At 63.5% G+C, this 13,839-nt stretch carries 11 protein-coding genes; 4 read left to right on the top strand and 7 right to left on the bottom strand.

The genetic code is table 11. From position 1 onward, the window contains the following. Nucleotides 1–41 precede the first annotated feature (41 nt). From cmk to mtnA, 6 genes are all read right to left on the bottom strand, one after another. A complete protein-coding gene (gene cmk, locus LOY45_RS19580; RefSeq protein ID WP_115085826.1) occupies nucleotides 42–728 on the bottom strand; it encodes a (d)CMP kinase in 687 nt (228 codons plus the stop codon). Next, nucleotides 725–2,965: a bifunctional prephenate dehydrogenase/3-phosphoshikimate 1-carboxyvinyltransferase gene (locus LOY45_RS19585; RefSeq protein WP_258578220.1), complete on the bottom strand. Its 2,241-nt coding sequence runs from the start codon at nucleotides 2,963–2,965 to the stop codon at nucleotides 725–727. Before LOY45_RS19585 ends, cmk begins: the two co-directional genes overlap by 4 nt. Before the next feature lie 44 nt (nucleotides 2,966–3,009). Next, a complete protein-coding gene (gene pheA / locus LOY45_RS19590; RefSeq protein WP_134061674.1) occupies nucleotides 3,010–4,104 on the bottom strand; it encodes a prephenate dehydratase in 1,095 nt (364 codons plus the stop codon). Beyond that, the gene (serC, locus tag LOY45_RS19595) at nucleotides 4,104–5,189 is read right to left on the bottom strand and encodes a 3-phosphoserine/phosphohydroxythreonine transaminase (RefSeq protein WP_258578221.1); all 1,086 of its coding nucleotides are present in this window, start codon (nucleotides 5,187–5,189) and stop codon (nucleotides 4,104–4,106) included. The genes pheA and serC overlap by 1 nt, the downstream gene beginning before the upstream one ends. Nucleotides 5,190–5,288: 99 nt before the next feature. Next, nucleotides 5,289–7,931 carry a DNA gyrase subunit A gene (gene gyrA, locus LOY45_RS19600; RefSeq protein WP_115085823.1) on the bottom strand — a complete coding sequence of 881 codons (2,643 nt, stop codon included), beginning with the start codon at nucleotides 7,929–7,931 and terminating at the stop codon, nucleotides 5,289–5,291. Between the two features lie 278 nt (nucleotides 7,932–8,209). Beyond that, nucleotides 8,210–9,286, bottom strand: a complete 1,077-nt coding sequence (mtnA, locus tag LOY45_RS19605; RefSeq protein WP_115085822.1) for an S-methyl-5-thioribose-1-phosphate isomerase — start codon at nucleotides 9,284–9,286, stop codon at nucleotides 8,210–8,212. Nucleotides 9,287–9,394: 108 nt separating this feature from the next. Here mtnA and LOY45_RS19610 point away from each other — a divergent pair, with 108 nt between their 5' ends. From LOY45_RS19610 to LOY45_RS19625, 4 genes are all read left to right on the top strand, one after another. Continuing rightward, nucleotides 9,395–10,726 (top strand): TRZ/ATZ family hydrolase, encoded by a 1,332-nt coding sequence (locus LOY45_RS19610; protein ID WP_115085821.1) that lies wholly within the window; start codon nucleotides 9,395–9,397, stop codon nucleotides 10,724–10,726. A gap of 61 nt (nucleotides 10,727–10,787) precedes the next feature. Further along, nucleotides 10,788–11,486, top strand: a complete 699-nt coding sequence (gene ubiG, locus LOY45_RS19615) for a bifunctional 2-polyprenyl-6-hydroxyphenol methylase/3-demethylubiquinol 3-O-methyltransferase UbiG (RefSeq protein WP_115085820.1) — start codon at nucleotides 10,788–10,790, stop codon at nucleotides 11,484–11,486. Between the two features lie 2 nt (nucleotides 11,487–11,488). After that, entirely contained in the window at nucleotides 11,489–12,160 is a 672-nt protein-coding gene (gene mupP / locus LOY45_RS19620) for an N-acetylmuramic acid 6-phosphate phosphatase MupP (RefSeq protein WP_115085819.1), read from the top strand. Nucleotides 12,161–12,283: 123 nt separating this feature from the next. Continuing rightward, a complete protein-coding gene (locus LOY45_RS19625) occupies nucleotides 12,284–13,024 on the top strand; it encodes a YciK family oxidoreductase (RefSeq protein ID WP_010224149.1) in 741 nt (246 codons plus the stop codon). Nucleotides 13,025–13,026: 2 nt separating this feature from the next. Here the strand turns inward: LOY45_RS19625 and LOY45_RS19630 are convergent, their stop codons facing one another. Continuing rightward, nucleotides 13,027–13,821, bottom strand: coding sequence for an iron-containing redox enzyme family protein (locus LOY45_RS19630; RefSeq protein WP_115085818.1), 795 nt, complete (start codon nucleotides 13,819–13,821; stop codon nucleotides 13,027–13,029). Nucleotides 13,822–13,839 lie beyond the last annotated feature (18 nt).

The following is a 13,839-nucleotide window of genomic DNA, read 5'->3' on the forward strand; positions in this document are numbered from 1 at the left end:
GACAGGACGTTGACTGGTGCCCCTGCCTGCCTTCCTGGTCATCAGGCGATATCGCGCAGGGCGATCTCGCTCTTGATGCGTTGCAACACCTGCTCGATGGACAACTCCGTGGAATCCAGCTGGATCGCATCGGCCGCCGGTTTGAGCGGGGCCACTGCGCGCTGGGTGTCGCGCTCATCACGCGCACGAATCTCATCTAGCAGACTCGACAGACTAACATCTTCGCCCTTGGCCTTCAACTGCAAGTAACGGCGACGGGCACGTTCCTCGGCGCTGGCGGTCAGAAATACCTTGAGCGGTGCGTCCGGGAACACCACGGTGCCCATGTCGCGACCATCGGCAATCAGCCCCGGCGCTTCCTGGAACGCCCGCTGGCGTTGCAGCAGGGCTTCGCGCACCGCCGGCAGCGAGGCGACCATGGAGGCGCCGGCACCCACGGTTTCGGTACGGATGACATTGCTGACATCCTCGCCTTCAAGAATGATCTGCTGCAGCTTGCCCGGCTCGGCGGCGATGAACTGCACATCCAGGTGGGCAGCGATCTTGACCAGCAGCTCTTCATTGGTCAGGTCGACACCGTGGTTGCTGGCGGCAAAGGCCAGCAAGCGGTATAGCGCGCCCGAATCCAGCAGCTTCCACCGAAGCTCCCGAGCCAGCAGGCCGGCAACGGTACCCTTGCCCGAACCGCTTGGCCCGTCGATGGTGATGACCGGTGCGTTGGAGTTCACGACTTGCCCTCTTCTGCCACGCGGATACCGACTTCGGCGCACAGGGCGAGGAAGTTCGGGAACGAGGTCGCGACGTTGGCGCAGTCATGGATACGGATCGGTGCCGTAGCGCGCAACGAGGCAACGCTGAAAGCCATGGAAATGCGATGGTCGCCATGACCGTGCACTTCACCGCCACCGATCACGCCGCCGTCGATGATGATACCGTCCGGGGTCGGCTCGCACTTCACGCCCAGGGCCAGCAGGCCGTCGGCCATGACCTGGATGCGATCGGATTCCTTGACCCGCAGCTCTTCGGCGCCGCGCAGCACGGTACGGCCTTCGGCACAGGCGGCAGCGACGAACAGCACCGGGAACTCGTCGATGGCCAGCGGCACCAGATGTTCGGGAATCTCGATACCCTTGAGTTTAGCCCCGCGCACGCGCAGGTCAGCCACCGGCTCGCCGCCGACCTCACGCTGGTTTTCCAGGGTGATGTCGCCGCCCATCAGGCGCAGGATGTCGATGACGCCGGTGCGGGTCGGGTTGATGCCGACGTGCTCGAGCAGCAGCTCGGAACCTTCGGCGATCGACGCCGCCACCAGGAAGAAAGCTGCCGAGGAAATGTCCGCTGGCACTTCGATATGAGTTGCCGTCAGCTTGCCGCCGGATACCAGCGAAGCCGTAGGACCGTCGACTTTAACGCTGTAGCCGAAACCGCGGAGCATGCGCTCGGTGTGGTCACGGGTTGGCGCAGGCTCGGTGACAGTGGTCTTGCCCTGGGCATACAGGCCGGCCAGCAGCAGGCAGGATTTGACCTGGGCACTGGCCATAGGCAACGTGTAGGTCAAGGCCTTGAGCGTGTGGCCGCCACGGATGGTCATCGGCGGACGACCTTCGGCGGCGGTTTCGATCACTGCGCCCATTTCCCGCAGCGGGTTGGCCACGCGATTCATCGGCCGCTTGGACAGCGAGGCATCACCAGTCAACACGGTGTCAAACGGCTGCGCGGCCAGCAGGCCGGAGAGCAGGCGCATCGAGGTACCGGAGTTGCCCAGGTAGATCGGGCCCGGTGGCGGCTTCAGACCATTAAGGCCAACGCCGTGGATGGTCACCCGGCCATGGTGCGGGCCTTCGATGACCACACCCATGTCACGGAAGGCCTGCAGGGTCGCCAGGGCGTCTTCGCCCTCGAGGAAACCTTCCACTTCGGTGGTGCCTTCGGCCAGGGAGCCGAGCATGATCGAGCGATGGGAAATCGATTTGTCACCTGGTACACGAATACGGCCAGACACGCGGCCACCAGGATTTGCCAGGAAAATCAGGTCGTTGGAGTTCATAGCGTCCACATAGGCCCGGCGGGCCAGGATTTTACTGAAATGCTCGCGGGCAACACGGGCGCGAGTGAAGACGCCCAGCAGCTGATGCCCATCCCCTGCATCGACCGCGTCGCGCAAGGCGTCGAGATCGCTGCGAAATGTATCGAGTGTGCGCAGGACAGCTTCGCGGTTGGCGAGAAAGATGTCGTGCCACATGACCGGGTCGCTTCCGGCGATTCTCGTGAAATCGCGGAAACCTCCGGCAGCGTAACGGAAGATATCGAGGTTTTCATTGCGCTTGGCCAGGGAATCGACCAGGCCGAAGGCCAGCAGGTGTGGCAAGTGGCTGGTAGCGGCCAGGACTTCGTCGTGGCGCTCGACCTGCATGTGCTCGACATCGGCCTCCAGCGCACGCCAGAGCTGATCGACCAGCGCCAGGGCAGCCGGATCGGTTTCGGCCAGCGGCGTAAGAATGACTTTGTGGCGGCGGAACAGAGAAGCATTGGAAGCTTCCACCCCGCTCTGCTCGGAGCCGGCAATCGGATGGCCAGGCACGAAACGCGGCAAACGCCCGGCAAGGGCCTCGCGGGCTGCGCGCACGACATTGCCCTTGGCACTGCCGACGTCGGTCAGCACCGCCTGCCCCAGATCGAGCCGAGCCAGGCGGGTGAGGAGTTTTTCCATGGCCAGGATCGGCACGGCAAGCTGAATGACATCGGCGCCGACGCAGGCGACGGCGAGATCTTCTTCGCAGCGGTCGACCACGCCCAGTTCCACCGCCAGCTTGCGCGACTGCGGGTCAAGGTCGACACCGACTACTTCGCGGCACAGGCCGCTTTCACGCAAGCCTTTGGCGAAGGACCCGCCAATCAGGCCCAACCCGACTACCACCAGGCGACCGATGACCGGCCCAGGCTTGTTTACCACGACTTCACCCACGGAGCTGGACCCTGTTCAAAACTGCATGCACGCCATTCATAGCCTCAGAGTACCGCTTTCGGGTAGGAACCCAGCACCTTCAGGGCCACGGCTTCCTGGCTGATCTGCTCGAGCACGGCCTTGATCAGCGGATCGCGGTGGTGGCCGACGAAATCGATGAAGAACACGTAGGTCCATTTGCCGCTGCGCGACGGACGGGTCTCGATACGGGTCAGGTCGATACCGTTCTCGTGGAACGGCACCAGCAACTCGTGCAAAGCGCCCGGCTTGTTGCTCATGGAGACAATGATCGAGGTCTTGTCGTCGCCGGTCGGCGGTACTTCCTGGTTACCGATCATCAGGAAGCGCGTGGAGTTGTCCGGACGGTCTTCGATCTTCTCGGCCAGACGGGTCAGGCCGTACAGGCCCGCCGCCATGTCGCCGGCGATGGCCGCCGAGTTCCACTCGCCCTTGACCCGCTTGGCCGCTTCGGCGTTGCTCGACACCGCCACGCGCTCGACATTCGGGTAGTGGGCATCCAGCCACTTGCGGCACTGGGCCAGCGACTGGGCGTGGGAGTAGATACGGCTGATGCTGTCGGTCTTGGTGTTCTCACCCACCAGCAGGTGGTGGTGAATGCGCAGCTCGACTTCGCCGCAGATCACCATGTCGTGCTCAAGGAAGCTGTCGAGGGTGTGGTTGACCGCACCTTCGGTGGAGTTTTCCACCGGCACCACGCCAAAGTTGACGGCACCGGCCGCCACTTCGCGGAACACTTCGTCGATCGCCGCCATCGGCTTGCTGATCACCGCATGGCCGAAATGCTTCATTGCCGCAGCCTGGGTAAAGGTACCCTCAGGGCCGAGGTAAGCGATCTTGAGCGGCTGCTCCAGGGCCAGGCACGACGACATGATTTCGCGGAACAAGCGCGCCATCTCTTCGTTGCCCAGCGGCCCCTGGTTGCGCTGCATGACGCGCTTGAGCACCTGCGCCTCCCGCTCGGGGCGGTAGAACACCGGCGTCTCGCCTTCGGCCAGGGTCGCGGTCTTGACCCGCGCCACTTCCTGCGCGCAACGGGCGCGGTCACTGATCAGCTCGAGGATCTTCTCGTCGAGGCTGTCAATGCGCACCCGCAGCGCCTTGAGTTCCTGCTCCGACATCAGCCGTGCTCCTTCTCGAATTCAGCCATGTAGGCAACCAGCGCTTCGACGGCGTCCAGGCCCAGGGCGTTGTAGATCGAGGCGCGCATGCCGCCAACCGAACGGTGACCCTTGAGGTTGAGCAGGCCACGGGCATCGGCGCCAGCGAGGAAGGCCTTGTCCAGGCGCTCGTCAGCCAGGCGGAACGGCACGTTCATCCACGAACGGGCGTTGACGCTGATCGGGTTGGTGTAGAAATCGCTGTTGTCGATGAAGCCGTACAGACGGTCCTTCTTGGCCCGGTTGCGCTGCTCCATGGCCTCGACGCCGCCCTGCTCTTTCAGCCACTCGAAGACCAGCCCGGACAGGTACCAGGAATAGGTCGCCGGAGTGTTGTACATCGAGCCGTTGTCGGCCGCAACCTTGTAGTCGAGCATGGTCGGGCAGCTGCTGCGGGCACGGCCGAGCAGGTCTTCACGGACGATCACCACCACCAGTCCGCTCGGGCCGATGTTCTTCTGGGCGCCCGCGTAGATCAGGCCGAAGTCGGAGACGCCAACCGGTCGCGAGAGGATGTCCGACGACATGTCGACCACCAGCGGTACGTCACCGGTCTGCGGCACCCAGTCGAACTCCAGACCACCAATGGTCTCGTTCGAGGCGTAGTGCACATAGGCGGCGTTCTTGCTCAGGTTCCATTCGTTCTGGCCAGGGATGGCCAGGTAGTCGTAAGCCTTGGCGCTGGCAGCAACGTTGATGTTGCCGTAGCGACGGGCTTCCTCGATGGCCTTTTTCGACCAGATACCGGTTTCGATATAGTCGGCAGTGCCGTCTTCAGGCAGCAGGTTGAGCGGGATTTCAGCGAATTGCTGGCTCGCGCCGCCCTGCAGGAACAGCACCTTGTAATTGGAAGGAATGGACATCAGGTCGCGCAGATCCTGCTCGGCCTTCTCGGCGATCGCCACGTAGTCGTCGCTACGATGACTCATCTCCATCACCGACAGGCCTTTGCCACGCCAGTTCAGCATTTCAGCCTGGGCGCGCTGCAGTACAGCGTCAGGGAGCGCAGCAGGGCCTGCGCAGAAGTTAAAGGCTCGTTTGCTCACATCCACTCTCGCTCTGCTCTCGATGTCCGCAGGAGCCGGCCGGGCAGCGAGCTGTGCTCGACTGCCGCGGCCTTCCCCCACCAGGGTTGCGCTACTAATTTATTCCGGCTGTGCCTCTTCGTCGGCAGCGGCGTCGGCCTGTGGTGCCGCATCGGCGTCCACTTCAGCGCCATCCACCTCGGCGTCGAAGTCCTCGTCGCCTTCCTCTTCGGATGGCTCCTGGACCCGTTCCAGCCCCACCAGGGTCTCGTCGCTGGCCAGTTTGATGAGGGTCACACCCTGGGTGTTACGACCCAGGCTGGAGACTTCACCGACACGGGTACGCACCAGGGTGCCCTGGTCGGAAATCAGCATGATTTCCTCGCCATCCTGCACCTGCACTGCACCCACCAGGCGACCGTTACGCTCGTTGCTGACCATGGCGATAACGCCCTGACCGCCACGTTTGTACTCGGGGAACTCGGCGATTTCGGTACGCTTGCCGTAACCACGCTCGGAAGCGGTAAGGATCTGGCTGCCTTCTTCCGGGATGATCATGGAGATCAGCTTCTGCCCTTCGGTCAGACGCATGCCGCGTACACCGCGGGCGGTACGGCCCATGGCGCGAACGTCGGATTCCTTGAAGCGGGTGACCTTGCCGGCGTCGGAGAACAGCATGACCTCACGCTCGCCATCGGTGATGGCCGCGGAAATCAACACGTCGCCTTCGTCCAGCTCCAGGGCGATCAGGCCGACGCTGCGCTGACGGCTGAAGGATTCCAGCGGGGTCTTCTTCACGGTGCCGTTGGCGGTCGCCATGAAGATGAAGTGACCTTCGGTGTACTCCTCGACCGGCAACATGGTCGAAATGTACTCGCCCTCGTCCAGCGGCAGCAGGTTGACCAGCGGTCGACCGCGCGCGGCACGGGAGGCCTCGGGAATTTCATAGGTCTTGAGCCAGTACACCTTGCCCTTGCTGGAGAACAGCAGCAGGGTGGTGTGGCTGTTGGCGACCAGCAGGTGCGAGATGTAGTCCTCGTCCTTGACGCCGGTAGCCGACTTGCCTTTACCACCGCGACGCTGGGCCTGGTAGGCGGCCAGCGGCTGGGTCTTGGCGTAGCCGCCATGGGAGATGGTCACGACCCGGTCTTCTTCCGGAATCATGTCACCCAGGGTCAGGTCCAGGCGTGCATCGAGGATCTCGGTGCGGCGCACGTCGCCGTATTCGGCACGGATCAGTTCCAGCTCTTCGCGGATCACTTCCATCAGGCGCTCGGCGCTGTTGAGGATGCGGATCAGCTCGCCGATCTGGTTGAGGATCTCCTGGTACTCGGCCAGCAGCTTCTCGTGCTCAAGACCGGTCAGGCGGTGCAGGCGCAGGTCGAGAATGGCCTGGGCCTGTTCCGGCGACAGGAAGTACTTGCCGTCGCGCAGACCGAACTGCGGATCGAGGTTTTCCGGGCGGCAGGAGTCGGCGCCAGCGCGCTCGACCATCACCTGCACGGCGCTGGATTCCCACGGCGTGCTGATCAGCGCTTCCTTGGCCTCGGAAGGCGTCGGCGAGGCCTTGATCAGGGCAATTACCGGGTCGATGTTGGACAGGGCAACCGCCTGGCCTTCAAGGATGTGCCCGCGCTCACGCGCCTTGCGCAGTTCGAACACGGTACGACGGGTGACCACTTCACGACGGTGACGAACGAAGGCTTCGAGCAGATCCTTGAGGTTCAGCACCCGCGGACGGCCGTCGATCAGCGCAACCACGTTGATGCCGAAAACGCTCTGCAGCTGGGTCTGGGCGTAGAGGTTGTTGAGGATCACCTCCGGCACTTCGCCACGACGCAGTTCGATGACGATGCGCATACCGTCCTTGTCGGACTCGTCGCGCAGCTCGGTGATGCCTTCGAGTTTCTTCTCCTTGACCAGCTCGGCGATCTTCTCGATCAGACGCGCCTTGTTCAGCTGGTACGGCAGCTCGGTGACGACGATCTGCTGGCGGCCACCGACCTTGTCGATGTCTTCGACCATCGAGCGGGCGCGCATGTAGATGCGGCCGCGACCGGTGCGGTAGGCCTCGATGATGCCCTGGCGGCCGTTGATGATCGCGGCGGTCGGGAAGTCGGGGCCCGGGATGAACTGCATCAGCTCATCGATGGTGATGTCGGCGTTGTCGATCAGTGCCAGGCAACCATCGATGACTTCACCGAGGTTGTGTGGCGGAATGTTGGTCGCCATGCCCACGGCGATACCGCTGGAACCGTTGACCAGCAGGTTGGGGATCTTGGTCGGCATGACCGCCGGGATCTGCTCGGTACCGTCGTAGTTGGGTACCCAGTCGACCGTCTCTTTATGCAGGTCGGCCAGCAGTTCGTGGGCCAGCTTGGTCATGCGGACTTCGGTGTATCGCATGGCGGCGGCGTTGTCGCCGTCGACCGAACCGAAGTTACCCTGGCCGTCGACCAACAGGTAACGCAGCGAGAACGGCTGGGCCATGCGTACGATGGTGTCGTAAACGGCGGTATCACCATGCGGGTGATACTTACCGATCACGTCACCGACCACACGGGCGGATTTCTTGTACGGTTTGTTCCAGTCGTTACCCAGTTCGCTCATCGCATACAGAACGCGGCGATGCACGGGCTTCAAGCCATCACGCGCATCGGGCAGTGCACGCCCGACAATGACGCTCATCGCGTAGTCGAGGTAGGACTGTCTCAGTTCGTCTTCGATATTGACCGGGAGGATTTCTTTGGCCAGTTCGCCCATGAGAAGCCTGATTCCTTTTTCTGGTGAAACCTCGTCACATCCATATGGGACGAACGAAGCTCGCCGCTGCAAAGTGACTCCTTGCAACGACTTACGACAAATCAACGAGTTATGCCATGGATCTGCGCAGTAAAGGCTGCCCCGCGGGGCAGCCTTGGAAACCGTCGGATGTTACCACAATCGCCCAGAGGGTGGGAGTAGGCTGCGGCACTACTACCCTACTGCTCGTCGAGAACGCCCGTTAGCCGCTACAGCAGGCCGCAGACGGGGGCAAAGTCTCAATGCAAACGCTTGCGACACATCAGTTGCGCCATCTTCACCGTGTCCGGGCGCTCGACGATGCCTTTCTCGGTGACGATCACGTCGATCAGGTCGGCCGGGGTCACGTCGAACACCGGGTTGAACGCCTCGAAAGCAGCGCCCAGCGGCTCGCCGCCAAGCGCCAGCAACTCGCTGGCGCTGCGCTCTTCGAGGAGGATGTCGTCGCCGCTCTCCAGGTTCATGTCAATGCTCGAACTCGGCGCCACGACCATGAAACGCACGCCGTGGTGCATGGCATTGACCGCCAGCTGGTAGGTACCGATCTTGCTCGCCACATCGCCATTGGCGGTGATGCGGTCGGCGCCGACGATCACCCAGGTGATGCCTTTGGTTTTCATCAGGTGGGCGGCGGCGGAATCGGCGGTAATGGTTGCCGGGATGCCCTCGCCTGCCAGCTCCCAGGCACTCAGGCGCGAACCCTGTAGCCACGGGCGGGTTTCATCGACATAGACGCGCTCGATCATGCCCTCCAGGTAAGCGGCGCGCACCACCCCGAGGGCAGTGCCGAAGCCGCCGGTGGCCAGGGCGCCGGTATTGCCGTGGGTAAGGACTGCCTGCTCGTTACCCTGGTGCTTGCGGATCAGGTCGACACCCAGCTGTGCCATGGTCAGGTTGGCTTCGCGGTCGCTTTCATGGATGGCCATGGCTTCGGCCTCCATGATGGCCAGCACGTCATCACCTTCCTTGAGCCGCAGCAAGCGCTCGCGCATGCGGTTCAGGGCCCAGAACAGGTTGGCGCCGGTCGGCCGGGCATGCACCAGCAGCTCGAAATCCTCTTCCAGGGCCATCTCCCAGTCACCACCGGCGGCCAGGCGCTGACGAATCGCCAGGGCCAGGCCATAGGCGGCGCTGATGCCAATGGCTGGCGCACCGCGCACCACCATCGAACGAATGGCCTCGGCCACTGCGGCGGCATCGCTGCAGGCCAGCCAGACCTGCGTGCCCGGCAGCGCGCGCTGGTCGAGCAGATAAAGGGTGCCATCCCGCCAATCGATGGCTTTCACCTTCTCTGCAGCCATTAGTCGATCGCGCATGCCTCACCCCATCATTCGGACATCAAAAGCGGACGATTATAGCGAGCCCCAGGCGCGGACGCTCGGGTATACTTCGCCCTCACCTTCAGTCGCCCAGGGAAACCTGCCATGCCCAAACCCGCTACGCCGCTCGACCTGCTGCTCCTGCCTACCTGGCTGGTGCCGGTCGAACCTGCCGGAGTGGTTTTGAAGGATCATGCCCTGGGCATCCGCGACGGGCAGATCGTGTTCATCGGCCCGCGCAGCCAGGCCCAGGCGTTCATCGCTGGCGAAACCCGCGAACTGCCGGGCTGCCTGCTCAGCCCGGGGCTGGTCAACGCCCACGGCCATGCGGCGATGACCCTGTTCCGCGGCCTGGCCGATGACTTGCCGCTGATGACCTGGCTCGAAGAGCACATCTGGCCGGCCGAAGGGCGCTGGGTCGATGAAGACTTCGTCCGTGATGGTACCGACCTGGCCATCGCCGAGCAGGTCAAGGGCGGCATCACCTGCTTCAGCGACATGTATTTCTACCCCAAGGTGGCCAGCGAGCGCGTGCACCACAGCGGCATCCGTGCGCAGATCGCCGTGCCCCTGCTGGATTTCCCGATCCCCGGCGCGCGCAGCACCGAAGAAGCCCTGCAACTGGGCATCGAGCTGTTCGGCGACCTGCGCCACCACCCGCGCATCACCGTGGCCCTGGGCCCGCATGCGCCGTACACGGTGAGCGACGACAACCTTGAAAAGATCCGCGTCATCGCCGAAGAGCTGGACGCGCCGATCCACATGCACATCCATGAAACCGCCTTCGAGGTCGAGCAATCGCTGCAGACCCGCGGCGAGCGCCCCCTGGCCCGGCTTGCCCGCCTCGGCTTGCTCGGCCCGCGCTTGCAGGCGGTTCACATGACCCAGGTCAGCGACGAGGATCTGGCCCTGCTGGTAGAAAGCAACACCAGTGTGGTGCACTGCCCGGAGTCCAACCTCAAGCTGGCCAGCGGCTTCTGCCCGGTCGAGCGCTTGTGGCAGGCCGGCATCAACGTTGCCGTTGGTACCGACGGTGCGGCCAGCAACAATGACCTCGACCTGCTCGGCGAAACCCGTACCGCTGCCCTGCTGGCCAAGGCTGTGGCCGGCTCGGCAAGTGCCCTGGATGCCCATCGGGCGCTGCGCATGGCAACCCTCAACGGCGCCCGGGCCCTGGGCCTTGAGGCGATTACCGGCTCGCTGGAGCTGGGCAAGGCTGCCGACCTGGTCGCCTTCGATCTTTCGGGGCTGGCCCAGCAGCCGGTGTATGACCCGGTTTCGCAACTGATCTACGCCAGCGGCCGGGACTGCGTGAAGCACGTCTGGGTCGCCGGCAAGCCACTGCTTGACGACCGGCGCCTGACCCGCCTGGACGAACAGGCCCTGCACGCCACCGCCTGCGCCTGGGGCCAGCGGATCGGCGAGCACAACGAATAAGCGCCCGGCAGCCAGTGCTGGCGGGCAAGAGCAAATTATCCAAGTTTCAGAGGACTGTTCCATGAGCAACGTCGACCACGCCGAAATCGCCAAGTTCGAAGCCCTGGCCCACCGCTGGTGGGACCGCGAGAGCGAGTTCAAGCCGCTGCACGACATCAACCCGCTGCGGGTCAACTGGATCGACGAGCGGGTCAAGCTGGCCGGCAAGAAGGTCCTCGATGTCGGCTGCGGCGGCGGCATCCTCAGTGAAGCCATGGCCCTGCGTGGCGCCACCGTCACCGGCATCGACATGGGTGAAGCGCCACTGGCCGTGGCCCAGCTGCACCAGCTCGAATCCGGGGTCAACGTCGAGTACCGGCAGATCACCGCCGAGGCCCTGGCCGAAGAGCTGCCCGAGCAGTTCGACGTGGTCACCTGCCTTGAGATGCTCGAGCATGTGCCAGACCCGTCCTCGGTGATCCGCGCCTGCTTCCGCATGGTCAAGCCGGGTGGCCAGGTGTTCTTCTCGACCATCAACCGCAACCCCAAGGCTTATCTGTTCGCCATCATTGGCGCCGAATACATCATGAAGCTGCTGCCGCGCGGCACCCATGACTTCAAGAAATTCATCCGCCCGTCCGAACTTGGCGCCTGGAGCCGCGACGCCGGCCTGACCGTCAAGGACATCATCGGCCTGACCTACAACCCGCTGACCAAGCACTACAAGCTGGCCAACGACGTTGACGTCAACTACATGATCCAGACCCTGCGCGAGGAATAAGCATGCGTTTGCGAGCGGTACTTTTCGACATGGACGGCACCCTGCTCGACACGGCGCCGGACTTCATCGCCATCTGCCAGGCCATGCTCGCCGAGCGCGGCCTACCGGCCATCGAGGACCAGAAAATCCGCGACGTGGTCTCCGGCGGCGCCAAGGCCATGGTCTCGGTGACCTTCAACCTCGACCCTGAAGCCGAAGGCTTCGAGGCTCTGCGCCTGGAATTCCTCGAGCGCTACCAGCAAGGTTGCGCGGTGCACAGCAAGCTTTACGACGGCATGGCCGAACTGCTGGCCGACATCGAGAAAAGCAACCTGATCTGGGGCGTGGTCACCAACAAGCCGGTGCGTTTCGCCGAGCCGATCATGCAGCAGCTGGGCCTGAGCGAGCGTTCGGCGCTGTTGATCTGCCCGGACCACGTGAAGAACAGCAAGCCGGACCCCGAGCCGCTGATCCTCGCCTGCAAGACCCTCAACCTGGACCCGGCCAGCGTGCTGTTCGTCGGCGACGACCTGCGCGACATCGAGTCGGGCCGCGATGCCGGCACCCGCACTGCGGCAGTGCGCTACGGCTACATTCATCCAGATGACAACCCCAACAACTGGGGCGCGGATGTCGTGGTCGATCATCCGCTGGAGCTGCGCAAGGTGCTCGATAACGCGCTTTGCGGCTGCTGAAACCTTCGTACTGGCAAGGCTTTGCCTTGCATCGCCGGCAAGGCCGGCTCCCACAGACCACCATCAACCTTGTGGGAGCTGGCTTGCCAGCGATGAAGCCATCACCTACCTAGAGGTAACCCCATGTTCGATTACTCTGCCCGCCCCGACCTGCTCAAAGGCCGGACCATCCTGGTCACCGGCGCCGGTCGCGGCATCGGCGCGGCTGCGGCCAAGAGCTATGCCGCCCATGGCGCCACCGTCTTGCTGCTGGGCAAGACCGAAGCCAACCTGAGCCAGGTCTACGACGAGATCGAAGCGGCCGGCCACCCGAAACCCGCGGTCATCCCGTTCAACCTGGAGACTGCCCTGCCACATCAGTACGACGAGCTGGCAGCGATGATCGAAGCCGAGTTCGGCCATATCGACGGCCTGCTGCACAACGCCTCGATCATTGGCCCGCGCACGCCGCTGGAGCAGCTTTCGGGCGACAACTTCATGCGCGTGATGCAGGTCAACGTCAATGCCATGTTCATGCTCACCAGCACCCTGCTGCCGTTGCTCAAGCTGTCGGCGGATGGTTCGGTGATCTTCACCTCCAGCAGCGTCGGGCGCAAAGGCCGGGCCTACTGGGGTGCCTATGGAGTGTCGAAGTTCGCCACCGAGGGCCTGATGCAGACCCTCGCCGACGAGCTTGAAGGTGTGGCGCCGGTGCGTGCCAACAGTGTCAACCCGGGCGCCACCCGTACCAGCATGCGCGCCCAGGCCTACCCTGCGGAAACACCGGAAAACAATCCGCTGCCAGAGCAGATCATGCCGGTCTACCTGTACCTGATGGGTCCAGACAGCACCGGCATCAACGGCCAGGCGTTCAACGCCCAGTAAGCTCAGCCCTCGGCCAGCTCCGCCCGGGCCCGGGCGGGCTGCTGGCGCTGTTCCTGCTCTTGCTGCATGCAGCGCTCAAGGAACAGGAACATATAGTCATAGCTCTTGCAGATGGCCCGGCGCAATTCGGTTTGCAGCGCCACCGACGGGTTATTGCCGGCCAGGGTGCAGACGATCTCCAAGGCCTCCCAAGGGTGTGCGTCATCGTACTGGGCGTGCATCTTCAGCCACTTCATCGCGCGCTTGCGGCCTTCTTCCGGGAAGCCCTGGGCGTAGACGCCAGTCGAGCAAACCACCGCCGACCACTCACCGGTTGCGCCTTCGATGGCGTAGTTGGTGGCAGCAATGGCAACCACCAGCGAATCGGTCGCGCAGGTATGCCAGCACCAGTCGCTGAGGGCGTTGAGTTCGCTAGGTACTTCCTGCGCCTGCAGGTCTTCGAGGCTGACGCCATGGGCCTGGGCCCAGAACAGCCAGTAATCGGCATGGTTGAGTTCGACGCGAATGTTGCGCATCAGCCAGCGCCGCGCCATGTCTTCGCCGGGGTGGCGGGCGTACTGGGTCTTGGTGAGGTTCTTGGCCATGTACAGGGAAAACTGCTCGACCACCGGCCAACCGCCGATCAGGTACTGGCGCATGGTCCGGCCACTGAGGCGGCCATCGCGCATGCGTTGATAAAGCTCGTGCTCCACCACCCGACGCTTGCTCTCGCTGCAGTCCTTGATCAACTGCTGGGCCCAAAGCGGGTAACTGCTGGGGTCCATCAATGGACCAGTACGAATAAACGCGTCAATCACTGTCAGCTCCTTGTTCCT

The organism is Pseudomonas wadenswilerensis (assembly GCF_024749185.1).
Taxonomy (GTDB): Bacteria; Pseudomonadota; Gammaproteobacteria; order Pseudomonadales; family Pseudomonadaceae; genus Aquipseudomonas; species Aquipseudomonas wadenswilerensis.

Excerpts from the sequence above, each read along its gene's own strand:
- pheA (WP_134061674.1), bottom strand. The coding sequence starts at position 4,104 with ATGTCGGAGCAGGAACTCAAGGCGCTGCGGGTGCGCATTGACAGCCTC.
- gyrA (WP_115085823.1), bottom strand. The coding sequence starts at position 7,931 with ATGGGCGAACTGGCCAAAGAAATCCTCCCGGTCAATATCGAAGACGAA.
- mtnA (WP_115085822.1), bottom strand. The coding sequence starts at position 9,286 with ATGCGCGATCGACTAATGGCTGCAGAGAAGGTGAAAGCCATCGATTGG.
- LOY45_RS19610 (WP_115085821.1), top strand. The coding sequence starts at position 9,395 with ATGCCCAAACCCGCTACGCCGCTCGACCTGCTGCTCCTGCCTACCTGG.
- ubiG (WP_115085820.1), top strand. The coding sequence starts at position 10,788 with ATGAGCAACGTCGACCACGCCGAAATCGCCAAGTTCGAAGCCCTGGCC.
- mupP (WP_115085819.1), top strand. The coding sequence starts at position 11,489 with ATGCGTTTGCGAGCGGTACTTTTCGACATGGACGGCACCCTGCTCGAC.
- LOY45_RS19625 (WP_010224149.1), top strand. The coding sequence starts at position 12,284 with ATGTTCGATTACTCTGCCCGCCCCGACCTGCTCAAAGGCCGGACCATC.